24 protein-coding genes and 3 pseudogenes are annotated in these 24,157 nt (G+C 71.4%); 12 read left to right on the plus strand and 15 right to left on the minus strand.

The genetic code is table 11. The features are described 5' to 3' along the window. Nucleotides 1–2 precede the first annotated feature (2 nt). The 3 genes from AB0472_RS41610 to AB0472_RS41620 all read right to left on the minus strand — a co-directional run bounded on the left by AB0472_RS41610 (nt 3) and on the right by AB0472_RS41620 (nt 2,171). Nucleotides 3–1,070: an alpha/beta hydrolase gene (locus AB0472_RS41610; protein WP_366364574.1), complete on the minus strand. Its 1,068-nt coding sequence runs from the start codon at nt 1,068–1,070 to the stop codon at nt 3–5. A gap of 264 nt (nt 1,071–1,334) precedes the next feature. Next, a complete protein-coding gene (locus tag AB0472_RS41615; RefSeq protein WP_366364575.1) occupies nt 1,335–1,499 on the minus strand; it encodes a hypothetical protein in 165 nt (54 codons plus the stop codon). Between the two features lie 54 nt (nt 1,500–1,553). Continuing rightward, nucleotides 1,554–2,171, minus strand: a complete 618-nt coding sequence (locus AB0472_RS41620; RefSeq protein ID WP_366364576.1) for a TetR/AcrR family transcriptional regulator — start codon at nt 2,169–2,171, stop codon at nt 1,554–1,556. A gap of 323 nt (nt 2,172–2,494) precedes the next feature. Between AB0472_RS41620 and AB0472_RS41625 the strand changes: the two genes are divergently transcribed. The 4 genes and pseudogenes from AB0472_RS41625 to AB0472_RS41640 all read left to right on the plus strand — a co-directional run bounded on the left by AB0472_RS41625 (nt 2,495) and on the right by AB0472_RS41640 (nt 5,646). Further along, nucleotides 2,495–3,673, plus strand: a complete 1,179-nt coding sequence (locus AB0472_RS41625; protein WP_366364602.1) for a YbfB/YjiJ family MFS transporter — start codon at nt 2,495–2,497, stop codon at nt 3,671–3,673. Between the two features lie 170 nt (nt 3,674–3,843). Beyond that, nucleotides 3,844–4,191, plus strand: a pseudogene (locus tag AB0472_RS41630) (hypothetical protein); the annotation flags it as partial. Between the two features lie 28 nt (nt 4,192–4,219). Continuing rightward, nucleotides 4,220–4,996 carry a nucleotide disphospho-sugar-binding domain-containing protein gene (locus tag AB0472_RS41635; RefSeq protein WP_366364577.1) on the plus strand — a complete coding sequence of 259 codons (777 nt, stop codon included), beginning with the start codon at nt 4,220–4,222 and terminating at the stop codon, nt 4,994–4,996. A gap of 98 nt (nt 4,997–5,094) precedes the next feature. Further along, a complete protein-coding gene (locus tag AB0472_RS41640; protein ID WP_366364578.1) occupies nt 5,095–5,646 on the plus strand; it encodes a YbhB/YbcL family Raf kinase inhibitor-like protein in 552 nt (183 codons plus the stop codon). 69 nt (nt 5,647–5,715) lie between these two features. On the opposite strand, the gene AB0472_RS41645 is transcribed toward AB0472_RS41640, so the two are convergent. Then, on the minus strand, nt 5,716–6,369 hold the full coding sequence (locus tag AB0472_RS41645) for a DsbA family protein (RefSeq protein ID WP_366364579.1): 654 nt from the start codon (nt 6,367–6,369) through the stop codon (nt 5,716–5,718). A 406-nt stretch (nt 6,370–6,775) separates the two neighbouring features. Here AB0472_RS41645 and AB0472_RS41650 point away from each other — a divergent pair, with 406 nt between their 5' ends. Next, nucleotides 6,776–7,471, plus strand: a complete 696-nt coding sequence (locus tag AB0472_RS41650; RefSeq protein ID WP_366364580.1) for a type 1 glutamine amidotransferase domain-containing protein — start codon at nt 6,776–6,778, stop codon at nt 7,469–7,471. A 147-nt stretch (nt 7,472–7,618) separates the two neighbouring features. Next, nucleotides 7,619–8,254 carry a DsbA family oxidoreductase gene (locus tag AB0472_RS41655; protein WP_366364603.1) on the plus strand — a complete coding sequence of 212 codons (636 nt, stop codon included), beginning with the start codon at nt 7,619–7,621 and terminating at the stop codon, nt 8,252–8,254. Nucleotides 8,255–8,473: 219 nt separating this feature from the next. Here AB0472_RS41655 and AB0472_RS41660 read toward each other — a convergent pair whose 3' ends face one another. Then, the gene (locus tag AB0472_RS41660) at nt 8,474–9,394 is read right to left on the minus strand and encodes a helix-turn-helix transcriptional regulator (protein ID WP_366364581.1); all 921 of its coding nucleotides are present in this window, start codon (nt 9,392–9,394) and stop codon (nt 8,474–8,476) included. 214 nt (nt 9,395–9,608) lie between these two features. Between AB0472_RS41660 and AB0472_RS41665 the strand changes: the two genes are divergently transcribed. Beyond that, the gene (locus AB0472_RS41665; RefSeq protein ID WP_366364582.1) at nt 9,609–10,583 is read left to right on the plus strand and encodes an aldo/keto reductase; all 975 of its coding nucleotides are present in this window, start codon (nt 9,609–9,611) and stop codon (nt 10,581–10,583) included. Nucleotides 10,584–10,740: 157 nt separating this feature from the next. On the opposite strand, the gene AB0472_RS41670 is transcribed toward AB0472_RS41665, so the two are convergent. Then, nucleotides 10,741–12,135, minus strand: a complete 1,395-nt coding sequence (locus AB0472_RS41670; RefSeq protein WP_366364583.1) for an MFS transporter — start codon at nt 12,133–12,135, stop codon at nt 10,741–10,743. Between the two features lie 296 nt (nt 12,136–12,431). Between AB0472_RS41670 and AB0472_RS41675 the strand changes: the two genes are divergently transcribed. Then, a complete protein-coding gene (locus AB0472_RS41675; RefSeq protein ID WP_366364584.1) occupies nt 12,432–13,181 on the plus strand; it encodes a lysophospholipid acyltransferase family protein in 750 nt (249 codons plus the stop codon). A gap of 36 nt (nt 13,182–13,217) precedes the next feature. Here the strand turns inward: AB0472_RS41675 and AB0472_RS41680 are convergent, their stop codons facing one another. Then, complete coding sequence (locus tag AB0472_RS41680) at nt 13,218–13,976, minus strand: hypothetical protein (RefSeq protein WP_366364585.1); 759 nt, start codon at nt 13,974–13,976, stop codon at nt 13,218–13,220. Beyond that, a complete protein-coding gene (locus AB0472_RS41685) occupies nt 13,973–15,622 on the minus strand; it encodes a serine/threonine-protein kinase (RefSeq protein WP_366364586.1) in 1,650 nt (549 codons plus the stop codon). Before AB0472_RS41685 ends, AB0472_RS41680 begins: the two co-directional genes overlap by 4 nt. Before the next feature lie 275 nt (nt 15,623–15,897). Between AB0472_RS41685 and AB0472_RS41690 the strand changes: the two genes are divergently transcribed. Further along, complete coding sequence (locus AB0472_RS41690; RefSeq protein WP_366364587.1) at nt 15,898–16,914, plus strand: helix-turn-helix domain-containing protein; 1,017 nt, start codon at nt 15,898–15,900, stop codon at nt 16,912–16,914. Nucleotides 16,915–16,952: 38 nt separating this feature from the next. On the opposite strand, the gene AB0472_RS41695 is transcribed toward AB0472_RS41690, so the two are convergent. Further along, a complete protein-coding gene (locus tag AB0472_RS41695; protein ID WP_366364588.1) occupies nt 16,953–17,438 on the minus strand; it encodes a hypothetical protein in 486 nt (161 codons plus the stop codon). 380 nt (nt 17,439–17,818) lie between these two features. Here AB0472_RS41695 and AB0472_RS41700 point away from each other — a divergent pair, with 380 nt between their 5' ends. Continuing rightward, on the plus strand, nt 17,819–18,268 hold the full coding sequence (locus tag AB0472_RS41700) for a hypothetical protein (protein WP_366364589.1): 450 nt from the start codon (nt 17,819–17,821) through the stop codon (nt 18,266–18,268). 219 nt (nt 18,269–18,487) lie between these two features. Here the strand turns inward: AB0472_RS41700 and AB0472_RS41705 are convergent, their stop codons facing one another. The 3 genes from AB0472_RS41705 to AB0472_RS41715 all read right to left on the minus strand — a co-directional run bounded on the left by AB0472_RS41705 (nt 18,488) and on the right by AB0472_RS41715 (nt 19,773). Continuing rightward, nucleotides 18,488–18,709 carry a hypothetical protein gene (locus AB0472_RS41705; protein ID WP_366364590.1) on the minus strand — a complete coding sequence of 74 codons (222 nt, stop codon included), beginning with the start codon at nt 18,707–18,709 and terminating at the stop codon, nt 18,488–18,490. A 254-nt stretch (nt 18,710–18,963) separates the two neighbouring features. Beyond that, on the minus strand, nt 18,964–19,374 hold the full coding sequence (locus AB0472_RS41710) for a hypothetical protein (RefSeq protein WP_366364591.1): 411 nt from the start codon (nt 19,372–19,374) through the stop codon (nt 18,964–18,966). Between the two features lie 135 nt (nt 19,375–19,509). Beyond that, nucleotides 19,510–19,773, minus strand: coding sequence for a hypothetical protein (locus tag AB0472_RS41715; protein ID WP_366364592.1), 264 nt, complete (start codon nt 19,771–19,773; stop codon nt 19,510–19,512). A 100-nt stretch (nt 19,774–19,873) separates the two neighbouring features. On the opposite strand from AB0472_RS41715, the pseudogene AB0472_RS41720 reads away from it, so the two are divergent. Next, nucleotides 19,874–20,544 (plus strand): annotated as a pseudogene (locus tag AB0472_RS41720) (alpha-L-rhamnosidase N-terminal domain-containing protein); the annotation flags it as partial. 102 nt (nt 20,545–20,646) lie between these two features. Here the strand turns inward: AB0472_RS41720 and AB0472_RS41725 are convergent. From AB0472_RS41725 to AB0472_RS41735, 3 genes are read right to left on the minus strand one after another with little or no spacing between them, the layout of a single operon-like run. Further along, nucleotides 20,647–21,219, minus strand: a complete 573-nt coding sequence (locus AB0472_RS41725; protein WP_366364593.1) for a hypothetical protein — start codon at nt 21,217–21,219, stop codon at nt 20,647–20,649. Continuing rightward, complete coding sequence (locus tag AB0472_RS41730; protein ID WP_366364594.1) at nt 21,216–22,613, minus strand: hypothetical protein; 1,398 nt, start codon at nt 22,611–22,613, stop codon at nt 21,216–21,218. Before AB0472_RS41730 ends, AB0472_RS41725 begins: the two co-directional genes overlap by 4 nt. Further along, entirely contained in the window at nt 22,610–23,407 is a 798-nt protein-coding gene (locus AB0472_RS41735) for an ABC transporter ATP-binding protein (protein WP_366364595.1), read from the minus strand. Before AB0472_RS41735 ends, AB0472_RS41730 begins: the two co-directional genes overlap by 4 nt. Before the next feature lie 390 nt (nt 23,408–23,797). On the opposite strand from AB0472_RS41735, the pseudogene AB0472_RS41740 reads away from it, so the two are divergent. Continuing rightward, nucleotides 23,798–23,926 (plus strand): annotated as a pseudogene (locus tag AB0472_RS41740) (IS256 family transposase); the annotation flags it as partial. Nucleotides 23,927–24,157 lie beyond the last annotated feature (231 nt).

Consider the following 24,157-nt stretch of genomic DNA (forward strand, 5'->3'; position numbering starts at 1 on the left):
TCTCAGAAGTGGTCCACGTCGACGACCGCCTGGGAGAAGGCCGTGGGGGCCTCCTGCGGCAGGTTGTGGCCGATGCCGGTCAGCGTGCGATGGGCGTACGCGCCCGTGAACCGGTCCCGGTACGTCGCCCCGTTGCCGGGCGCGGTGAACGGGTCGCGCTCGGGGTCCAGGGTGATGGTGGGCACCTCGATGACGGGCCGGGTGGCGAGTTGCCGCTCGTAGCGGTCGTAGCGGCGTTCGCCGTCGGCGAGCCCGAGGCGCCAGCGGTAGTTGTGGATCACGATCGCCGGGTAGTCGGGGTTCTCGAACGCGGTCGCCGTCCGCTCGAAGGTGGCGTCGTCGAAGTGCCAGGTGGGGGAGACGGTGTCCCAGACGAGCCGGCACAGGTCGTGCCGGTCCGTCTTGTCCTCCATGGCGAGACGGCCCCGCTCGGTGCTGAAGTAGTACTGGTACCACCAGGCGTATTCGGCCTTCGGAGGCAGCGGCTTCTTCTGTGCCTCGACGTTGGTGATGAGGTACCCGCTCACGGACACCAGCCCCTTGACGCGTTCGGGCCACAGGGCCGCGATGATGTCGGCGGTGCGGGAGCCCCAGTCGAAGCCGGCGAGCAGCGCCTTGTCGATCTTGAGGGCGTCCATGAGGGCGATGATGTCCAGGGCGACCGCGGACTGCTGGGCGTTGCGGAACGTCCGGGACGAGAGAAAACGCGTCGTGCCGTGGCCGCGGAGGTACGGGACGATGACCCGGTAGCCCTGCGCGGCGAGCAGTGGGGCGACGTCGACGTAGCTGTGGATGTCGTAGGGCCAGCCGTGCAGGCAGATGACGACCGGGCCGTGCCTCGGGCCGTCCTCGGCGTAGCCGACGTCCAGCACACCGGCCCTGACCTGCTTCAGACGGGCGAAAGAGGTGTGCGTACCGGGGGTCACCGTGGGCACCGTCGGCGCCGGGGCGTCCAGTCGCCGACGACGATCGGGTGAGGCCTCCGCGTCTGTCCGGAACCCGGCCAGTGCGGCCGCGGCCGCGCCTGTGCCGATGCCCGCGGCCTTGCTGAAGGTGCGCCTGTCGATCATGAGGAGCCTCCGTCATACGTACATACGTGGTGAGTGCGCGATGACTGTTCCACAGTATCCGTCACCGGTCAAACAGGTGACGGATGGAAATCGGTGCGCTGCTGGACGGAGTGGTCGCGAGGACGAGGTGACGTCGGCTGCCGACACACATGTCGACACAGGTGCGACCGGGCGCCTGATACGTGTCGACCACCTGCTGTCCCGGTCGTTCAGGAGGACGGCGATCAGCCGCGCAGCGCGTGCGGTCCGGCCCCGCTCGCCAGGTCACGGCGACATGCGCGACGTACGGCTGCCGGAGCCCGCGGCGAGGGACAGGTGCTGGTACGGGCGCCGTGGTCGGGCGTGGGCCGCGGCGATCCGGCCCTGGACGCCCTGATCGCCGGTGAGGGTGTCTGCGAGGTCGGCCGGAACGCCGGCGCGGCCTGTCATGAGGCAGCCGCGGGCACCGCCGTGCACTACTGCGCGGCGGTACTCACGGCCGGGTCAGACGTGGGCCGGAACCTGCTGGTCCTGCACGCCCAGCAGGGCGCGGCAGTTCGGCCAGAGCGTGCCGAGCTGAGCGGGGTCGTTGTGCAGCTTGGCGAAGAGCAGCTGGCCCTCGGTCAGGGCGACCATGGAGCGGGCGACGGCGTGCGCGTCGGCCACGGTCACCTCGCCCCGCTGCTGGGCCTCGACGACGACCGAGGTGACCAGTTCCACCTGGGTCTCGAAGATCTCCTGCAGCCGTCGGCGCACGGCCTCGGCGTGGTTGCTCATCTCCAGGGAGAGATTCCCGAACATGCAGCCGAGGACCGATCCGCAGCCGTCCTGCCCGGCCCGCTGCTGCGTCTCCATGGACTCGAAGAGCTGCCGCAACCGCTGCAGGGGCTCGGCGTCGCCGTCCAGCGCGCACTCCCACTCGCGCTGCTCGTCGGCCCAGTGCTGGTCGATCACGGCGAGCGCCAGAGTTTCCTTGGAGTCGAAGAAGTAGTAGAAACTGCCCTTGGGCACGTCGGCCGTCTTGCAGATCTCGGCGACACCCAGAGCCGAATAACCGCGCTGCTCCATCAGTGACTGAGCGGCGGTAAGGATCTTGTTCCTGGCATCACTCGTCCGTCCCATAGCGGAAGTATACGACCGATCGACTACTTCTCCCGGGCCGGTCCACAGCAACCGTTCGGCCCCCGTGCCCGCTGGTCACGAGGCCGCCGCTGCCGGTGGGAGACCGAGGTTCGCAGCAGCGAGGAAACAGGTCGTGGATTTCGCCGGGCCGGCGTGCGCAACCTGTCCTCATGGCAAGTAGGCGAAACATCGGCTCCACGGTTCCCGGCACCGGCCGTGAACCGGTCACCGTACCCCTGCGTGACATCTCCTCCGCCGCGAGGGACGTGCCGCGGTCACCGTGGGGCCACGTCCTTCAGGCCGCGGCCGCGCTGGCGACGGGAATGGGCGTCGGCCGCTTCGTGTACACCCCCATCCTTCCGCTGATGCACGCCCAGGCGGGACTGTCGACCGGCGGTGGAGCGAACCTGGCGACCGCGAACTACGTGGGCTACCTGGTCGGAGCACTGGCCGGCACCCTCGTCCCGCGGCTGGTGCGCTCCACCGCGGTACTCCGCGGCAGCCTGCTGGCACTGGTCGCCACGCTGGCCGGGATGGCGCTCACGCACAGCACCACCGTCTGGCTGCTCCTGCGGCTCGGCGCGGGCGCCTTCAGCGCGATGGTCTTCGTGATCGCCGCCGGCTCCCTGCTCAGCCATCTGCGCGAGCACCCGGCCCACCTGCCCGGCTGGGCCTTCGGCGGAGTCGGGGCGGGCATCGCGCTGTCCGGCGCGCTCGTCCTCGTGCTGCGCACGATCGGCAACTGGCAGGCCGCGTGGTGGGCCTCGGCGGCGCTGGCCGCGGTGCTCACCGTCGGCGCCTGGGGCCTGCGCCCCGAGCCGGCTCCCCGGCCGGTCCCCTCGGCACCGGCAGCCCGGGCCGGGGCGGCGGGGCCGCGGACCCACCGCTGGTTCGGTGCCCTCTTCGCGTCCTACACGCTGGAGGGAATCGGCTACATCATCGCCGGCACCTTCCTGGTCGCGGCCATCAACCAGACGTCGCCCGGCTGGATCGGCAGTGGCGCGTGGGTGCTGGTGGGGCTGGCGGCCATTCCCTCCGCCGCTCTCTGGGCCGGTCTCGGGCGGCGCTGGTCGCGGCCGGACCTGCTGCTCGCCGCGCTCGGAGTCCAGGCCGTGGGCATCGCCCTGCCCGCGCTGGTCGGGGGAGTGGCGCCCGCGCTGATCTCCGCGGTGCTGTTCGGCTCCACCTTCATCGGTGTGAGCACCCTGGCCCTGGGGGCGGGGACGCATCTGCGGTTCCCGCGTGCCGTCGCCCTGCTGACCGCCGGGTACTCGGTCGGCCAGATCCTCGGCCCACTGGTGGCGGCTCCGCTCCTGCACCACGGTTACCACCGCGCCCTGCTCCTGGCCGCCGGCATCGTCCTGGCCGCGGCACTGGCCGCCCTGGCGCTCCGCGTCAGGTTCCCGCACGTCATGCCGGCACCGAACGCTGCTCCGCGCACCGGATCCACATCCGGCCACGAGCGGCTCGTGGTCGAGGCGCAGGCGGCTTCCGAGGCCTGAAGCGAACCTCCCGGAGGGCAGCACCCCCGCGACGCGGGGGTGCTGCCCGACACGGCGTCCGAGTTCGCCCCGCCCGGTGTGCATACACACTTGACTGTGCAATAAGGAGGTGTCTTACTGCTGTGCGTATTCTCATGTTCTGCAACCCGATGCCTGGTCATCTGCTGCCGATGTTGCCGCTCGCGCGGGCGCTGCGGCAGCAGGGGCATGTCGTCGGCTTCGTGACCTCTGCCCACATGGTGGGTTCGGTCGAGCCGGACGGCTTTCGTCTGATCGCCGCCGGTCCGCCGACGGAAGCGGTGGTCGCCGAGGTGGCCCGGCGGTCCGGCAACGACATCCTGGCCCGGCAGTCGCCGGAACTGGTCGGACAGTTCTTCGCCGGAGCCCGTGTCGACCTTTGCGTGGACGAGGCTCTGGCGAAGGCGCGGGAGTGGGAACCCGGCATGATCGTGTCGGAGCTCTGCGACTACGTGGGGCCGCTCGTCGCCGCCACGCTCAAGGTGCCGTCCGCGGTGATGGCCATCGATCCAAGCGCTGGAGCCGGAGGTGCTGGCTGCCCTCGCGGAGACCGTGGGATCCCGGTACCTCGAACGCGGCCTGGCGGCACCGGCCGACACACCGTCCGGGCGCCGGCTGCTGGACCTCTGCCCGCCCAGCCTGCAGCGCGGCGGTGCGCTGCCGCCTGCGGACCGCATCGCGCTGCGGCCGGAACCCCACCAGGCTCCTACCGGCTCCCCACGTGCGTCGCGTGCCGCGCACACCGGCCGGCCCCGGGTTCTGGTCGGCTTCAGCACCGCCCCGGGCGCACCAACTCGGCTCGGGCCGGTGCTGCGGTCCCTCGCTGCCCTGGACATCGACCTGGTGGCGACATCGGGGGGCGTCCCCGTCGACACTCTCGGCCTGGACCCGGAACGGGTGGAACTGGTGACCTTCCTGCCGGCTGCGGAGCTCCTGGACGACGTGTCGGTCGTCGTCCATCACGGTGGTTCCGGCACCACGTTCGGCGCGGCGGCCCGTGGCGTCCCGGCGGTCGTGATCCCGGGCACGCCCGGCCAGGCGCGTCAGGCCGCCCGTCTCCAGGCGGCGGGAGCCGGACTGGCACTCCCCGCCGGGGAGCAGGGGCCGGAATCGGTCACCTCCGCCGTCCGCAGGCTGCTGACGGAGCCTGCCTTCACCACCGCCGCGCATCGCCTGCGCGACGAGATAGCCGCCATGCCCTCTCCCGCGGAGGTGGCGGCGCGGCTGGTCGCCTCGACCGGCGTGCAGACGACGCGGGAGGCATCTGCCCGCGTGCGGGCGTCCGGAGCCGCACCTAGCCTGTAGGGCGTTGCAACCGGATATCGGGCCGAGGCTCGCACATCCGCACACGACGAGCACTGGACGGTGCGACCCCGGTCGGGTGGAGAGTACGGAGACGAGCAATGCCTCACTCTGCCGATCCCTACGGCGCGCTGCCCCCGGTGCCGGCGTTCACGCTGCGCAGCGACGACATCGCCGACGGGAAGACCCTGGACGTGGCGCAGCGCAGTGCCATCTTCGGCCGGCCCGGCGGGGACCGCTCCCCGCATCTGGAGTGGAGCGGGTATCCGTCCGGGACGAGGAGCTTCGCCGTCGCATGTTTCGACCCGGACGCGCTGACGGTCAGTGGTTTCTGGCACTGGGTCGTGCACGACATCCCCGCGTCGGTGAACGGACTTGCCGCCGGCGCGGGAGACGTCGACGGAGCGAGCCTGCCCGCCGGGGCGCGGGCGCTGACCAACGACGCCGGCCGGCGCGGGTTCCTCGGCGCCGCACCAGCGCCCGGGGAGGAGCCTCACCGGTACATGTTCGTCGTCCACGCGCTCGACGTGCCCGCTCTCGACGACGTGACGACGACGGCGAGCCCCGCCTGGCTCGGCTTCCGACTCGTGGCCCTCGGTCTGGCGCGGGCAAGGCTCACACCGGTGTACGGCATCCCCGGCGGATCGGACTGATGAAGTCGGGGGCGTGCGCGCGGCCACCCGACGACTTGAGCCGTCACCGGAAGCCGTGGGGCACGCGCGTCAGCTGAAGTCGGGACCGCCGGTGCGCGTGCGCTTGATCTCGTAGAAGCTGGGCGCGGAGGCCACGGCGAGCACGCCGTCCCAGAGCCGGGCCGCGTCCTCGCCCTTGGGGGCGGGGTTCACGACGGGTCCGAAGAAGGCGACCGGATCGCCGCTCGGGTCGGTGCCCGGCACGGCGATGATCGGGCTGCCGACGTCCTGGCCGACGAGGGTGATTCCCTTGGCGTGCGAAGCGCGCAGCTCCTCGTCGTAACGGTCCGTGTCGCCGGCGCCCGCCAGTTCGACCGGCAGCCCCGCATCCCGCAGGGCCGCTTCGAGCGTGGCCCGGTTCTTCGGCTGCTGCTCCAGGTGGTACCGGGCGCCCAGGGCGGTGTACAGCGGTTCCAGCACCTCGGATCCGTGGTGGAGGCGGGCGGCGGTCAGTACACGCACCGGCGCCCACGCCTCGCCCATGAGCACGCGGATGCGCTCGGGCAGTTCGTCCAGCCGGTTCTCGTTCAGGATGGAGAGGCTCATGACGTGCCAGGACACCTGCAGAGGGCGCCGGTCGGCGACGTCGAGGAGCCAACGTGATGTCAGCCAGGTCCACGGGCAGACGGGGTCGAACCAGAAGTCCACGGGGGTCGGGGACTCGGGGGAGGCGGGCGCGGTCATGGGAACTCCTCTTGCCGGTGCTGGGGGTGTTGTGTCGGCCCAGGGAGAGTCGGTCGTCGGCGCGCAAGCCGATGGCGGCCGACAGCTCGGACCAGGCGGCCAATTGCCGCTGCCTCTGAGCCACCAGGCGCACGGCGTCACTGCCGAGACGAGACGGACGGGCGGCCTGTTGGCAAATATTAGCCGACCGGTCGACTATTGCACTAGGTGACCACTTCACCAGTGTCAAAAGTGAGTACACGGTGCGAGGCCGGGACCCGGTCCTCGCCGAGTTGCCCGGCCGTGGGGCCGGACGTGCAATGAGAGGAGCGGCTCGGTCGTGCCTGGTCGGGCATGTGTCCCGAGCTGAATCCCACACATCCTCCGGCTCGTTCGAGCAGTTCCGAGGATCAGGAGGTCAGGTGCCATGGCGAGAGTCCTCTTCATAGTGAGTGGGGCGACGTACTGGGTGCTCAAGGACGGCACCAGGTATGCGACGGGGTACTGGGCGGAAGAGTTCGCGATGCCCTACAAGGCGATCACGGAAGCCGGCCATGATGTCGTGGTCGCGACGCCCGACGGTGTGGTCCCGAACGTCGACATGATGAGCCTGCGGCCTTCGATGGCCGGTGGTGAGGAGGGGGCCCTGGAGCTTGAGGCCATCATCCGCTCCGCCGAGGTGATGCGGCGGCCGCTCAAGCTGTCGGACGTGCGCCTGGAGGACTACGACGCGGTGTACCTGCCCGGCGGTCACGGTCCGATGTCCGACCTGGCCTTCGACGCCGACGCCGGCCGGTTGTTGACGGCGCAGTTGGCCTCGGGCAGGCCACTGGTCATCGTGTGCCACGCCCCGGCCGCGATGCTGGCCACCAGGATCCACGGCGAGTCCCCGTTCAAGGGCTACCGGGTCACGTGCTTCACGGACGAGGAGGAAGAGGGTGTCGGTCTGGCCTCCCGGGCGCCGTGGCTGCTGGAGACCGACCTGAAGGCGAAGGTCGGCGTCGACTTCAGCCGGGGCCCGATCTGGGAGCCGTACATGGTGGAGGACCGCAACCTCATCACCGGACAGAACCCCCACTCGGCGGCCGTCCTCGCCGACCGGCTTCTCGAGGTCCTCAAGTGATCGTGCAGAGGGGTGGGGGGTAGGGCGGTGGGTGTCGGCGAGTTAGTAGACGTCCGGTCGTCTATTATGGCTGTCCGGTCGGCTGTCCTGTGTGTGTCGGGTGGCCGACGAGTCACGACGGTCAACGGACGACGGGATATGTCGAACATGCGTGTCGAAATATGGACTGACATCGCCTGCCCCTGGTGCTACGTCGCATCGGCGCGCTTCGATCGGGGTCTTGCCGCCTTCACCCACCGCGACCAGGTCGAGGTGGTGCACCGGTCGTTCGAGCTGAACCCCCGGGCGGAGAACGGTTCGGTGCCGATCATCGACGCGGTCGCCGCGCAGTACGGGCGCACCCGTGAGCAGCAGGTCGCCAGGGAAGAGCAGGCTGCGGCCCTGGCCCGGGAAGTCGGTCTGGCATTCCGCGTCGGTGGGCGCGTCTTCGGGAACACCTTCGACCTGCACCGGCTCATTCACCTCGCCAAGTCCCGTGGCAGACAGGCCGAGCTCATGGGCCTCGCCTTCCAGGCGAACTTCGCGGAAGAGCGTTCGGTCTACGACCGGGAGACGCAGATCGCTCTCGCCGTCGAGGCCGGGCTCGACGCGGATGAGGCACGCGCGGTGCTCGACGACCCTGACGCGTTCGCCGCCGAGGTGCGGGCCGACGAGCGACTCGCGGCCGACCTCGGCGCCACCGGCGTGCCCTTCTTCGTGCTGAACCGGCGGTACGGGGTGAGCGGTGTGCAGTCGCCGGACGCGTTCACGCAGGCGCTGGACCAGGCTTGGGCGGACCGGTGAACCGTCGGCGGACGTGCTCGGCGGACAGTTGCCGTCGTCAGTTCGCCGACCCGACGCACGACCCCGGCACGTGGCGGACCTGCCGGTGCGGTGTCCACGGCGGCGACGCCGCGCGTCCCATGGCGGGCGTCCGCCTCCCGTCCGCCGTCGGCGCCCGGCCGCGTCGACGGCGTACCGCACCGGCCTGACCGGGCAGTGCGCGCACCTCGGCAGGTCCGGTCAGCGCCGTCCCGGTTCGCGGCGCTGGTCAGGAGAGGGCGCTCCGGCGTGGTCGACGGACTCGGGGGTGTGCTGGGTGCCGAGCATGTCGAGCAGGAGCATCGCGTCGTGGTCGGGTGTCGCGGGGTCGGCGTAGTAGGCGACGAGACGGTGCCCCGGGGTGCCTTCGAGCTGCATGGTCTGGTAGCCCAGGGTGAGGTCGCCGACCTGGGGGTGGCGGAAGTGCTTGGTGCCGGGGCGGTGCGGGCGGACGTCGTAACGCTCCCACAGGCGGGCGAAGTCCGCGCTCTTGAGGAGGAGTTCGCCGACGAGCTGGGCGAGGTCGGGGGCGTCGGGGTCGGTGCCGGCCAGAGCGCGCAGGCGGGCGACGCAGCCGCGGATGCGGGTCTCCCACTCGGGGAACACGTCGCGGGCGGCCGGGTGGAGGAAGTAGTAGCGGGCGAGGTTGCGCTGCCTGGACGGCCAGCTCTCGATGCCCGCGTAGAGGTGCAGGCCGCCGGGGTTGGCGGCGAGTATGTCGAGGGTGCGGCTGAGGACGTAGGCGGGGCCCGGCCGCAGGTTCTCCAGCAGCAGGCGGACGCCCGGCCGCACAGTGCGGCTGGGTGCGGTGGGCGGCTCGGGGACGGTCCGGGCGGCGCGGGCGGCCAGATTGCGCAGATGCTCGTGCTCCTCCTCCTGCAACTGCAGTGCACGGGCCAGGGACTCGACGACCGAGGGACTGGGCCGCGTCTCCCTGCCGCGTTCGAGGCGGGTGTAGTAGTCGATGCTGACCCCGGCCAGGGTGGCGAGTTCCTCGCGGCGCAGCCCCGGGGTACGGCGCAGCCCCGGGCCGGTGGGAAGACCGGCCTGCTGGGGGGTGATCTGGGTGCGGCGGGCGCGCAGGAACCCCGCCAGGTCGTTGCTGTGCTGGTCAGGGCTCATACAGCCAGTGTGCCAGTCGCGGTGCCCGGGCCAGGCGGCCCTTGGGGGGCCGTGCCACTCCCTGGAACGCCGCTCCCCGGCACCCTCCGGCCTGCCACCCGACGCCCAGGAGCGTGACAGTGGACGAGCCGCCGAGGACCGTCGATCCGGCGGCTTTCCGTCCACGGGCTGCGATACGGCAGCCCTCCGCTCCGGTACGAAGGCAGAACACAGCATGCGCACCACCACTCTGGGCAACCACGGGCCGAAGGTCGGCGTCATCGGCCTGGGCGCCATGGGGATGAGCTTCGCCTACGACATGGCCACCCCCCGTGACGAGGCCACCTCGGTCTCCGTCATCCACCAGGCCCTCGACCTGGGCATGACCCTGATCGACACCGCCGACGTCTACGGCCCCTACACCAACGAGGAACTCGTCGGCCGGGCCCTGGCCGGCCACCGCGACCGTGCGGTGATCGCCACGAAGGTCGGCATGGAGTGCCTCGACCCCACGGGCGGTCCCGGCGGTGCCCCACTGGTCCGGCCCAACGGCAGGCCCGAGCATGTGCGGGCCGCCATCGACGCGAGCCTGAGCCGGCTGGGCACGGACCACATCGACCTGTACCAGCTCCACCGGGTCGACCCCGAGGTTCCCCTCGAGGAGACCTGGGGCGCCCTCGCCGAGGCCGTCACCGCCGGCAAGGCCCGACACATCGGCCTGTCCGAGGTGAGCGTGCAGCAGATCCAGCGCGCCCAGGCCATCCACCCCGTCACCACCGTGCAGTCCGAGTTCTCCCTGTGGACCCGCGACGTCCGGTCCGAGGTCCTGCCCTACTGCGAGGCGCACGGCATCGGCCTGCTGCCGTACTCGCCGCTGGGCCGCGGCTTCCTCCTCGGCCGCTTCTCCTCCTTCGACGAGCTCCCGGAGAACGACCAGCGCCGGCGCCTGCCCCGCTTCCAGCAGGAGAACCTGCGCGCCAACCTCGACATCGTGGGCAGGGTCCGCGAGGTCGCCGACCGGATCGGCGCCACCCCGGCCCAGGTCGCCCTCGCCTGGCTCGTCGCCCAGGGCGAGCACGTGGTGCCCATTCCCGGCACCAAGACCCCGAAGTACCTCGCGGACAACGCCGGCGGCGCCGAGGTCCGGCTCTCCGCGGCCGACCTCGCCGACCTCGACGCCCTCCCGGCCCCCGTCGGCTCCCGCTACTGACGGCCCGCGGCCACGGCACCGACCGGCACGCGGCCCCGTTCGGGGGCGCGGGTTCTGTCCCGCCCTCCGCGCGGGGCCGCGGGGCGGCCGGGGAATGCGGCCGCCTGGGATCGGGGCCGCCGGAACGGCGCGTCACCGGCGACGTGTCGGCAGGGTGTCAGTTCGCTGCGGCGGCTCGCAGCAGCAGGCTGGCCACGGTGGCCGACAGGACGAGCAGGGCGGCCGCCAGAAGGCTGGTCCGCAGCCCGTCGTGGAAGTCGCCCGCGTCCGCGACCAGGGCACCGAAGGCGGCGACGGCCAGGGCGCCGCCGAGTTGCCGGGAGGCGTTCAGGACGCCACTGGCGATGCCCGCCCGCTCGGCCGGAACGCGGTCCAGGAGCAGGGCGGTCACCGAGGGCAGCGCGAGCGAACCCCCGGCGCCCACCGGGACCATCAGCGCCACCAGCGTCCACACCGGCACGGACACCGGGACGAGACCGAGCACCGCCAGGCCGGCGGACATGACGAGCAAGCCGGTGACGACGGGCACGCGCGGACCGAACCGCACAGCCAGCCAGGCCGAAGCCCGGCTGACGAACGCGGTGAGCACCGTCATCGGCACGAAGGCCAGGCCTGCGGCCAGTGCCGACAGCCCCCGGTTCTGCTGCAGATAGAGGCTGAACAGGAAGATCATGCCGTAGAAGCCGACGTTGATGGCGAAGCCCGCGGCGGCCGCCACGCGCATGGTGCGTGAGCGCAGCAACTCCGGCGGCACCATCGGGTGCGCACCGCGTGCCTGCGCCGTGAGGAACACGGGGCCCGCGACCAGCGCCAGCGCGAAGGCCACCAGCACACGCGGCCTGCCGAATCCGGCGGCGCCTGCCTCGATGGCCCCGTAGGTGACGGCGCCGATCGCGACCACGGCCGCGATCTGGCCGGTCCAGTCGAACGGTGCCGGACGGCGTTGCGAACGGGCGGTGCGCGCGAGCAGCAGCAGCGCCGCAAGCCCGACCGGCACGTTGACGAAGAAGATCATCCGCCAGTCGGCCTGGCTCAGCAGGCCGCCCGCCACCGGCCCCGCGGCCGCGCCCGCCGAACCGGCCATCGCCCAGACCGAGACCGCCCGCGCTCGACGGACGGAGTCCGGGAACGCCTCGCGGATCACTGCCAGCGAGGCCGGTACCACCACCGCCGCGCCCGCTCCCTGGACCAGCCGGGCGGCGACGAGTACCGCCAGGTTCGGCGCCAGGCCGCAGATCGCCGAGGCGGCCACGAACACGGCCAGTCCCGCGCCGAACGCACGACGCGCGCCCACCTTGTCGGTCACCGACCCCGCCGACAGCAGCAGCGCGGCGAACATCAAGGTGTAACCGTCCACGACCCACTGCAGGCCGGACATGCCGCCGCCGAGCCCGCGCCCGATGGCGGGCAGGGTCACGTTGACGATCAGCGCGTCCAGCGTCATCACGAACGTGCCCAGCAGAGCGGCAGCCATGGCCGCGCGCGACCCTCCAGGCGTGGTGGTGGCGTCGTCCGGCGCCACAGCGGAGCGGACGGAAGTGGAACCGGGCACGGCGGATCTCCTGGGAACGGAACTGATCATCGTCCGCCGGCCTGTGTGCACGATGCGTGGCGTGGCAGGCCGGGCCGTTCCGGGGAGCGGCACGGCCCCTCGCCCATGCGCGCCGCCCCAGCCTGTCACCCGCCGGTCGAGGGGGGTTCCCGGCGGTCGGCCATAGGTCCCTCGGCCGGAGGAAATTGCAGGATCAAGTACATTCGTCGGTGCGACCAGCGCCCGCACCTGTCAGGAACCCAGGACGACAGGGGGACCTGGCCTGTACGCACCGCACGCACCCAAGGAGGACCCGAGTGCCCCGCAACCCGCGCAGCCCCTACGGCTTCTGGTACCGGCTGGCAGCCGCCATCGTGAAACCGGTGCTGACCGTGTTCGTCAAACACCATTGGCGCGGGCACGAACACATGCCGGCGGAGGGCGGCTTCATCACCGTGGTCAACCACATCTCGTACGTCGACCCGCTCACCTACGGGCACTTCCAGTACGACAGCGGCCGGCCGCCCCGGTTGCTCGCGAAAGCCTCGCTGTTCACCATTCCCTTCGTCGGCATGATGCTGCGCAGGACGGGCCAGATCCCGGTCCACCGCGGAACCGCCGACGCCGCGCTCGCGCTCCGCGACGCGGTGGACGCCGTCAACAACGGGGACTGCGTCGCCGTCTACCCCGAGGGCACCGTCACCCGGGACCCCCGGATGTGGCCGATGACCGGCAAGTCCGGTGCGGCGCGGATCGCACTGACGACCGGCGTGCCCGTCATCCCGGTCGCCCAGTGGGGTGCCCACCGGATAGCGCCGCCCTATGCGCGGGGCGGCCGCGGCGACCGGCGGCTGAGGTTGGCCCTCCGCCAGCCCGTCCACGTGGTGGCGGGACCGCCCGTCGACCTGAGCAGGTTCGCGGGCAAGCCGCTCACTCCGGATGTGCTCAAGGCCGCCACCGAGGACATCATGACCGCCATCACCGCGCTCCTCGCCGACATCCGCGACGAACAACCCCCCGTGGAACGCCACACGATGCGCGGCTCCACCCGTCAACGGGCCCGGTGACCTCTGCCGGAGACGGCCGACGATCCCGGTCGGCCGTCAGTGGCAGTCGTACGAGAAGCGGGCGGCGGTCGCCCGGTGACCGGGAGACAGGATGCGCAGTTCCGCCCGTGCGGCACGGTGGCCCGGTCCCTGGAAGGTCCATCGAAGGTGCAGGCGCGCGTGTCGCTCCCCGGCGACCGTCACCTCGTGCAGGACGCCGGACTCGGTGCCGTCGCTACGGACCCAGCGGTAGGAGAGGGTCCCCCGACGGCCGTTGGTGGTGACCAGACCGAGGATGTCCGCGGTGCCGTCGCATCCCAGAACCGTCGGCCTCGCCGTGACGGCGACCTGGGTGACCGCCACGGACTGCCCGAAGCGCTGCCAGGCCAGGAAGACGAGGACGGCCACCACCAACAACGTCGGCAGAGCGTTCTTGCGCAGCCTCCGACCGGAGGACGGCGCGGGAGCCGACGACGTGGCGGGAAGGCTCTGGACGGTGCGGTGCGCGACGGCGGCCGTCACCCCGGGCCCGAAGCGCAGCACGCTGCCCTCGACGCGGTCGGGCCGGGTCGGGGGAGCGCTCGCCGGGACCGGTTCGACGAGGGTGTCGTCCGTCTCGGGTCGCTGGATCCAGTGGCTGGCCAGCACGGTGGCGCTGTACTCGCTGTCGGGGCTGGAGGGCCGCTCGTCGGGGACGTGGTCTGCGATGGGCCCGAGATGGAGTGTGGTGCCGTGCGCGTCGGCGGGTGAGAGCGCCCGCGTGGGTTCCTCACCCGTCACCGCCGGTATGGGCGTGTTGTCGCTCTGAGCGGTCATCCGATCTCACACTGCCTGGTCAGGATCTGCTGCGAGGCGCCGCCGGAAGCCGGCGCCGGAGTGGTCGTGGCCCGGACCGTCCAGTAGCAGCCGTCGTTCTGGACGGCGTGGTCGACGGTGATCGTGTACTGGGTGGCTCCGCTGCGCTCGAAGGTCTGGGGCGCACCGTCGGGGGAGCCGGCCCCTCCGCCGGCCTGGTCCGTGAACCACGAGACGGTGACGGAGATCGGCCCGCTGCCGTCCGTGGTGACGGTGACGGTCGCGGTGGAGGTCGTGGGGCCCGTCTGCCGGAAGGCCGACACCGTGACGTTCTTGACGGCGGGAGCGACCGGCGGGGTGGAGGAGGCGGTCGTCGGTGTCGCCGAAGGGGACGTGGTGGCCTGGCTGGACGTGGGTACCTCGCTGGGCGTCGTCGACTGCGTGGGTGATCCGGTGGCGGAGCCGGAAGGCTGACCGGTCGGGGTGGCCGACGGGCCCGAGGGGGAGACACGGGGGGTCGGCGACAGGTCACCCGACGGGGTGGGCGCCGTGGGCGGGGCGGTGGGCGGCGCCGCTTCGGTGCCGGCCCGGGCCGTGGTGGTGGCCAGGGCATCGGCGGTCCGCTCGGCGGCGCCTGACGGACCGTGGCGCATTCCGTAGGTCAGCAGGAGGCCCAGGATCACGGCGGCAGCCGAGACGAGCATGCCGGGTCGGCCGGGTCGCCATGACCGGGCCCAGTCGTGGCGCGGTGCCTGGCTCAGGACCGTACGTGCGGTGTCCGTGGTGGACCGGGGGGAGCGGGCCGAGGGCAGCAGCAGCGCCAGCAGGGCCACCAGGGCGGCGAGCCGGGCGCGGCCGCGTTCCTCCCAGTCGGCCCCGTAGACGGCGCCGGCGATCGCCTCCAGCTCCGCCACGAACGCCCCCGCCTGTGCCGGCCGCTGGTCCGGTTCCTTGGCCAGCCCGCGACGGACCAGCTCGCGCACCGCGGCGGGGACCTCCTCCACCGGGACGGGGGCGTCGACGTGCTGCAGGGCCAGTTCGGCGATGTTGTCACCCGAGTACGGCTTGTGCCCCGTCAGGCACTCGAAGAAGGTGGCCGTGGCGGCGTACACGTCCGCGGCGCAGGAGGCGGGGGCGCCGGTCCACTGCTCGGGGGCCATGTAGGACGGGGTTCCGGCCACACCCGCGCTGCTGCCGGCGTCCACCGCGATACCGAAGTCGACGAGCTTGGACGATCCGTCCGTCCCGACCAGGACGTTCTCCGGCTTGTAGTCGCGGTGGACGACGCCGACACGGTGTGCGTCGGCGAGACCGAGCAGCGATCCCTTGAGAAGGACGAGCGCGGCCTCGGGACCGAGTGGACCCTGACGGGTCAGCAGCGTCCGCAACGAGACACCGTCCACCAGTTCCATGACGATGGCGGCGCCCTGCGGGCTCTCCACGTACTCGTACAGGCCCGCCACGTACAGGCTCTGCAGTCCGCCGAGCAGGCGCGCCTCCGCCCGGAAGTCGTGCACGAAACCGGGCCGCGTGCGCAGGGACTCGCTGAGGTACTTCACCGCGACCCGTACGCCGGTGTCCGCGTGCACGGCCAGCACGACGCGACCGCTCGCTCCCGACCCGAGTTCGAGAGACTCGGTGTATCCGGGCACCACCCATGTGCTCACGTCATCCCCCCAGACGCCGTGCCGCCGAACCTGACCAGCTCCCGAAGCGGCTGGACCACGCGTTGAGAGACACATTTCCGGCCGCGGCGGTTGCGGAACAGGACAAAGCCGGTCCTCCGCCATCGGCGTGAGCGGCCGGTCGGGCCTGCCGGTGGCGACAGCCCAGTCATACCAAAGGCGTTCCCCACGCGTCCCCATTGATGACCCGTACCGCTTCGTCGACCTTTGTCGCGCACCGCCTCGGCCTGCCCCCCACCGTCATGAAAGAGGCCTGCATGCTCCGCATCCACTTCACGCCGCCCGACTTACAGAGCATCCGCGTGGCCCGGAGTCCCGATCCGCTGTGGGAACTCGTCTGCGCCGCCTGCCGGCTGGGCACCCATCAGGGGCCGCTCGAGTTCGGGGCGTGGCGCCGCGGCGTCCTCGAGCGCACGGTACGGGACCTGGAGACGCGCCGTGCGCTGCACCTGCTGAGGACGCTCGTCCCGCCCGTCGGCTACATCCCCGACTTCCTGACCCCGTCCGTCCCGGACGGGGGTCTGCCCGCTGCCCTCGCTCAGGTACGCGCGACGCCCCGCCGCCGTCTGCAGCGGGAGCTGGGCGTCCTCGGCGGCGCCCGCCCCCTCCCGGCGTGGACGACGGCGCTCGGCAGGCCGGGAGACCGCGGTATGGGATCGCTGGTCAGGGCGTTGGAGGTGTCCTCCAGGGCGCTGCTCGAACCGCGGTGGGGGCAGGTTCGCCGGGCCGTGCAGGACGAGGTCGACCTGCGGGCCCGCATTCTCCTGGACGGCGGTGTCCGCGCTCTGCTGGAGAGCCTGCCGTTCGCCCGCTGGCATCCCCCGGTGCTGGAGGTGGACTACCCCGTCGACCGGGACCTGCATCTGGAGGGCCGGGGTCTGCTGCTCCTGCCCTCCTACTTCTGCTGGCGCAGGCCCACCGCGCTCGCCGACCCCACCCTCGGGCCGGTCCTCGTCCATCCGGTCGCCGCGCGGCCGTTGGAGGCGGTGGCCCCCGAGGGCGGCGGACTGGAGCGGCTGCTGGGCCGTACCCGGGCCACCGTGCTGGTCCAGGTGGCGCGTGGCCGTACCCGCACCACGTCCGAAGTGGCGCAGGCCGTGGGCATCGCCCTTCCCAGTGCCAGCTACCAGCTCGCCGTCCTGCGGGACGGAGGACTGGTGGCGAGCCACCGGGAGGGCCAGTTCGTACGGCACTCGGTGACGTCCATGGGCCACCGGCTGCTGGACGCGGACACCGGACGGCGGACGGAGTTCGATCCGGCCTGCGGTCCCTGAGTCCTGCCCTGTGTACCGGGCCGACGAGGCGGTGCGGCTCAGCAGTTGCGGATCGAGTACACCGGTGACCAGTTGACGGCGTAGACCGCGCTGTCGGCCGGGACGGTCTGCAGCAGGCCGCCTCCGGAGCCGTAGAGACCGGCGACGGCACCTCCGGTCTGGCTGTTCTGGGCCTCGGCCCAGTCGATCCAGTTCGAGAGGGTGTAGCGGTTGCAGGAGTAGAAGAAGAAGATCTTGAACTTGCCGGCCGTCGGGTCCCAGACCGAGGCGCAGAAGTAGCCGCTCTGGCAGTACACGCCCCCGCCGGCACCGGCGTAGGCCGTGCGGACGGCCGGAGAAGTGGACGGGGCCACGGCACGCAGCGGCGCGGGGCGGGCCGTCTTCGGCACTGCGGGCATGGTCATGGCATGCCCGTAGGAGGTGCCGTGCGAGGCCGGGGTGGCCTGCGCGGTTCCGGTGGTGAGGAGGGCCGCCCCCATCGCGAGGGCGGCACAGAGTCCGACAAGTGAGCGCTTGGTAGCCACGGTTCGGCAGTCTCCCGTCCGGCACGGCGGTGTTCGCGCATGCCCTTGTCATGGTTGTCCCCGGTCCGACGACCGCGTCCGGGTCGCGCACGGCCTTCATGCGTGGCCGGACCACGGTGGCGTCCGGTGGGGGCGACGTCAACGACGCCCATGGGCCGTACCGATGCCGTCCGGTGAGCCGATCACGCCCCAACGAGCCTGCGACCTGGAAGAGTTGGCCGTCTCCGGACGTGATGCCGCCGTGCTCGGGGACGGCGCCCTTTCGAGGAGGTTCGAAAGGCTTCTGCCGGGCGTCCGCGATCGGCGATCGTCGACGCCAGGGCACGGTTCCGTGCCGCTGTCCCAGATGTCCCGCTGCCGTCTCGACGGAGGTCTCATCCATGCGCGCGAAGCGTTCGCTGCTCGGCATCATCGGCGTGTTGGTCTGCATGCTGATGGCTGTCCTCGCCACCGGTCCGGCACAGGCGGCAACCGCCTCCGGCCCCCGTGCCGGCCACCATGCACAGGCCGCGGCCGCCGTCTCCCCGACGATCTCTCCGTCCACCACCGTCAGTTACCGCACGGACGACCAGACGTTCACCTGTGGACCGGGGAACCTCTGCCTCGAGGTGTGGGATCCGACCGTGTCCAAATGGAAGATCTTCTACCTCTACAACTGCAACCGCTACTACCTGTCCAACTGGTACGGCAGCGGCTACTACCTCAACAAGCAGACCGGGTCGGTCACTTCCTACCTCTACGACGCCAACGGGAACGTGCTGCGCGCCTTCTCCCCGCCGCAGGTGGGCGACCAGGACTGGAACCCCGTCTGGTCCGTCCGCAACTGCTGACACACGGGCCGTGGCCGGCCCCTCCGACGGCGGCCGGCCACGACACGTTCCGCTTCGGCCCTGTCCGGACCAGGGAGTTGTTCCCGGCACCCTGGTTCACACAGACCGCGAGGCGGATTCGCCCTCGTGGCGGCCTGGTCGGTCCTGACAGCCGGTCCTTCGGACCCGCAGCCGCCGGCATCGCGGTGCCGGGTCGCGGTGGCCACGCCGGCGCCGTCGTCAGCACACGGGCGGCGGGTCGGTCTCGCTGGAGTCGGACGTGTCCTTCATGTAGCCCCACTCACCGCTGTCGGCTTCGGTGAACACCCACCGGTTCGGGTGCGGTCCGCCGACGTAGGGGCCGTCGTCGCGGCGGCAGCGGAACCAGCTCGGAGCGGAGTACAGGTACCCGACGCCGACATCGGCGTGCGGGTATCCGTTCGTCTCCGACGACTCGTACACGGCGGCTCCCCGCACGTTGTCGCACCACCACTCGCCGCCGGAGTGTCAGCAGCCGGAGGCCGCGGACGAGGACGGCGCCGCCGCCACCGTGAGGGTGGCGGAGAACGCGGCGGTTGCCAGGGCCGTCAGGGCACGCCTGCTGAACTTCACGTCTCTTTCCGTGTGTCGTCGGCTGTCCACCCGCAGGCCGGCAGCGCGTTGGCCCCACTGCTGACGGCGGTGTCCTTCGTCCGGCCCCACCGACCCGCCACCGGTCACCCGAAGCAGTCGGGGAGCGGGTCCGTCTCGCTGGAGATCGCCGTGTCCTTCATGAAGCCGAGCCGGCCGTTGTCCGCGACCGTCATCTCCCAGCGTGTGGAGTGCGGCCCGCCCACCCACGCCTGGTCGTCCTCCTTGCAGTAGAACCAGCTCGGGTTGGAGTACATGTAGCCGACGACGGTGTTCGGGTCCGGGTAGATGTGGTTGTCCCCGACCGTGCCGTACACCCGTGCGCCGGAGACGTTGTTGCACCACCACTTGGTGGAGCCGTCGTTCCAACACGGGTTCGCGGCGGCCGCGGAGGGCGCCGTCGCCACCGCGACTCCTACGGTGAGCGCCGTGGCCGCCAGCAGTGCGCCCACGCTCCTGGCCCTCGTGCCCCTGCCCGGCCGGTTCTGCTTGCGCATGTACTCCCCCTCGGTTTCACAGGTCGATTCCGTGCGTCCGAGTCTGGAACGGTCACCGCACTCCGGTCACACCTTTCGACCACGGTCGAAAGGGTCGCCTGATTCCGCACGAGACACTCGCAACGCCGGTGATGCTCACGGGTGAGGCGCCGCGGAGCTGCGGCGGATGACGAGCCGTGGGGTCATGGTGGTCTGCACTGCGTGTTTGCGCCTGCCGTCGACGCGTCCGGCGCGTTCGACGAGCAGGCGGACCGCGTCGCTGCCCATGCCGTGCCCGGCTTGGTCGACGCTGGTGACCGTACCTGACGGTGTCGCCGAGACCACCGGCCGTGCCGACGGTTGCGCGCAGGTCCTCGTGGCGTGGCCGGGACGGCCGGTGGTCTCGCGGGAACGGGCCATCGTCCGGGTGCGTGTGTGGACGGCCGATGCCGGGCCCTCCGCGTGGAGCGAACCCCGTGCGGTGGAGGCGGGACTTCTCCAGCCGTCCGACTGGAGTGCCGTGCCGGTCGGCGGTGCCTGGCCCGAGGGCCCAGCCGGTGACCGCCGCCCGGCCCGTGTCCGCGAGGACTTCGTCCTCCCCGCCGCGGTCGTCCGGGCCCGGCTCCACGTCACGGCGCAGGGCCTGCACGAGGCGGAGATCAACGGCCGGCCCGTCGGCGACGACATCCTCTCCCCGGGTGGACCGTCTACGGCCGGCGCCTGCTCCCCTACACCCACGACGTCACCGGTCACCTCACCCTGGGCGCCAACCCGGTCGGCGCCTGGCTCGGTGACGGCTGGTACCGCGGTCACATCGGATTCGACGGCGGCTACCGCAACTCTACGGCCGCCCTGAGGGGGCCCGCGGTCCGGTGCACACAGAGCCTCAGTCCCGTCAGCGTGACGACCACGGCCGGCGGGCGCCACCTGTCCCACACGTCCTTTTCCTGCAACCAGGTGATCAGTACCGGACGCCGCACCGACACCGGACAGGTCTGCGCGACACTGCCGAAGCCCACTGGTGAGCCGGGCAAGCGACTGGCGGCCTTCCTGGAGGTCGAGCCGCGTCCGGGACAGCACAGGCAGATCACCCTCACCGTCGCACGCGGCGCCGCCGCCCACCCGCTGTCCGTATGGGACACCCGCAAGGGCACCTGGACCACCCGGTCCAGGACCTTCACCATCGAGACCGGCTCCTCTGCCCGCGAGTCGGCAGAACCGGACGAGGTCACGTCCTGCCCGTGGCCGGAACGACATCCGGCGTCGCTGGCCGATGGTCGTGCCTCGGTCCAGCTATCGTCTCGGGCCGGCGACGGCGTAGGCGGCGGTGCCCGCACCGGCGAGAACCAGGGCCGTCCAGGTACCGGCTGCCGTGCCGGGTGGCACCAGCATCCAAGCCGCCACCTGGGTCCGAGGACTCGTCGGCGGTGGGAGGAAGAAGGACAACGCGAGCCAGGAGAACGGCAGAGTCCAGGCGTACTGACCGCCCGGGAAGGACGCACCCAAGGCGGCCAACCCCATCAGGCCGGCGCTGTCCCGGACAACGAACCCGGCACTGGCCGAGTTCCCGCTCAGCGCCGGCACAGCCAGCAGTGCCGCGTCGATCACCACGCCGGCGAGCAGGACGTGTGCCGCCCTGCGTGGCACCCAGCGGATCGCCGCCGTCCGGTCCAGTGCGAGGTCCTGCCCGCTCAGCCCGACGGAGGCCGCCATCGCCCCCGCCCCGAGGCAGAGCACGCACAGCCGCGGATCACCGGCCTCTCCTCCGTCCCGTGTGAATATCCACAGGGCCACCGCGCCCAGCACCACGGCCGCGAGCGACGCGGGGACCTGCCGCGAACGCGCGTACAAGGTCAGCCACCTCACCGGGACGCACCGCCCTTCAGCGCGTCGAAGGCGTCGCCCCGGCAGGAGAGCGCGGCATCGCGCATGGCCTCGATGCGCGAGAGCTGCCGGGCCCGGGGCAGAGCCGTGAACTGCTGCCACACCGGCCGGGCCACCGCGAACGACTCGTCCGATACGAGGGAGATGACGCCGAGCGGTTTGAACTCTCCGAGGACCCAGCTCACCGCGATGGTCTGTGCAGCACTGTCACCGACACTCACTTCGGCGCCCAGGCCGAGCGGGGAGCACCCCGGCACCATGGCTCCGGCGATCAGAAGCCGGGTCAGCTCCCTGCCTTTCGCCGAGGCCATGACCGGGTCGGCGTAGTCGACGGACACGGTCTCGGGTGACCACCTCGGGGTCGAGCCGGCTCTCGGTACGGTGGCGATCTCCTGGACCGAGACCGGTGCCCGGTGTCCCAGCGCGCGGCGCAGCAGGTGGATCGCCTCCTTGCCTGGACCCGCGAGGTCGGCGAGGCGTGTTTGGTGCACCTTCGTCACGCATACGGGGCCGTCGCAGACCAGCTGTGCGGCGGTCCTGTCCACGACGTACATGCGTTGCGGGTCGGAAGGCAGGACAGACAGTGCGGTCACCAGGCCGACCAGGACCGGCGCCAGGGCCAGTATCCGGCTGCGCGCCGTCGCGGAGACCAACAGCGCGAAGCCGGTCGCGGCCATGCCGAGCAGCCAGACGGTCTGTCCGACCTGAACGGACGCGGCGAGCGTGACCAGCACGTTGCGCACTTCGTCCACTGCCGGTGACAACAGAGAGATCTGATTGGGTTCCTCGACAGGGAACCCTGTCGCCGTGAACGTCTGCGTATGCCCAGGCGGCAGCTGCATGAGGGTCGTGAAGACGAAGGCCGCCATGGCCACCGCGGGTGGGGTGAGCGCGGACGGCAACGTCCGCCCCACTCCCATCCCCAGCACCGCCCCGGCGACGAGGGAGAGAGCCCCCACCAGCGAGATCGGCAACCATCCCAGGTGCGTGTAACCGGTGTGGGGGAACACCTGGACCGCGCCCACCAGGACGAGGAGGGCGAAGGCCGTGACGAGCGCGGCCGCCGTCGCGACCGCGGACGCGAACGCGCGGTGCAGTGCGGGCCGTGGTGTGCTCGTCAGCAGTTCACTCATCTTCGAGCGAGGGTCGCGCAGGCCCTGCAGCGCCCCGAAACCGACAGCGAGCGGCCACAGGTAGAACAACTGGGCCCGGGTCCACAGGGCCATGGAGGTCCACTGAGCCGTCCACGCCGTGACGCCCTGCGACCATGCGGCGTCGACCAGACACAGGAGCGCCAGAGCTGACGTCAGGAGCACCGCTCCGACCCACGGGGCGCCGGATCGCTTCAGCTCGATGCGAAGAGCACGGGTGCTCACCAGGTACCCCCTTCCGGGCCAGGGCCCTGCAACAAAGCGGAGTATCCGCGCTCCAGCGGGCTCTCTCCCGCATGCCGGGGGCCGCCGGCCGCAGCCAGCTCGTCCGGTGTGCCCTGGAAAACCAGCCTGCCCTCGGCGAACAGCACCACGTCTGTGCACGCGGCGGCGACATCCTCCACCAGGTGGGTCGACACGAGCACGCAGCTGTCCGTGCCCAGTTCCTGCAACAACTCGCGGAATCGCAGCCGCTGCGCCGGGTCCAGCCCCACCGTCGGCTCGTCCAGCAGCAGGATCGACGGGTCGTTGACGATGGCTTGGGCGATGCCCACGCGCCGCACCATGCCGCCCGACAGCGTCTTCATTCGTGAGTCGGCGCGGTCGGCGAGTCCCACCCGTTCCACAGCACGCTGAACCGCCCCGGGGATGTCCGCTTCGGGCACCTCCTTCAACCAGGCCATGTACTCGACGAACTCGCGTACCGTGAAGCGCTTGTAGTAGCCGAACTCCTGGGGCAGATAGCCGATCCGCCGGCGCAGCGCCCGGTGTTCGTGGGTACCGCCCACGGACTCGCCGAGCAGTTCAAGGGTTCCTTGAGTGGGACTGAGCACGGTGGCCAGGGTCCGGATGAGGGTGGTCTTACCCGCCCCGTTGGGGCCGAGAAGCCCATGGACACCGGTGCCCAAGGACAGATCGAGGCCGTCGACGGCCATCCGGCTTCTGCCGACTCTGACCTTCAGCCCGGTGGCCCGGATCTCCCAGGCATGGGAGGTCGGCGCGATGTCGGCCGGGTTCATGGCGGATGCGGTCCTCCTGGGTTCCGCCCAGCGGCGGACCGGCCACTCCGGGCTCCGCGCGGCCGAGGGTGAACGACTGGCTCTCGATGACCTCCGAACGCCGCTCCCCGACGCCGGATCGAAGCGACAGGATCGAAGTCGTCACATGGCCGTTGAGTCATCCGCGTGCCGACTCTCCTCACACGCATCGGATCACGGGACGGGGCGCGGGAAAGGCGAGGGCCGCATGGCCAACGAGAGGCGCGGCCGAAAGGGCCGGCTGCGTCCAGGGGAGTGGTGTACGGCTTCGACCGGATCCGGGGGTTTGCTCCGGCGCCGGGGTGAGGACCGCATGGATGAACGACCACCGGCTGGTCTTCGAGGTGTCGAAGCCCGAAGGAGATCAGCACGATGGCCGCACCTGACAGTGCGCCCCTGCACGTCCTCGCCGAGGACAACCTCGCTGCGGCGAGTCCCGATCTGCTGCGCGCGATGGTCACGACGTTCGCCGACGCACTCATGGCCGCGGAGGCGGACGCCGCTACATGGGACTCGACCTCCTCGCCAAGGCCCGCCTCCACCCGATCGAGTCAGAAGACGACGACACCAGCCTGCCCACCGAACTCACCGCATAGCCTCAAAGAAGAGATCACCGAGTCGCCGTCGATACACCACTTCGGCGGACGTGACCCCGTCACGCCCGCCCTGGTACGCCCAGGCGCAGCGTAATCCGATCCGCGGGTACTGCGGCGTGCCCTGTACTCGTGGGCA

Source organism: Streptomyces sp. NPDC086777 (assembly GCF_040702065.1).
GTDB lineage: Bacteria > Actinomycetota > Actinomycetes > Streptomycetales > Streptomycetaceae > Streptomyces.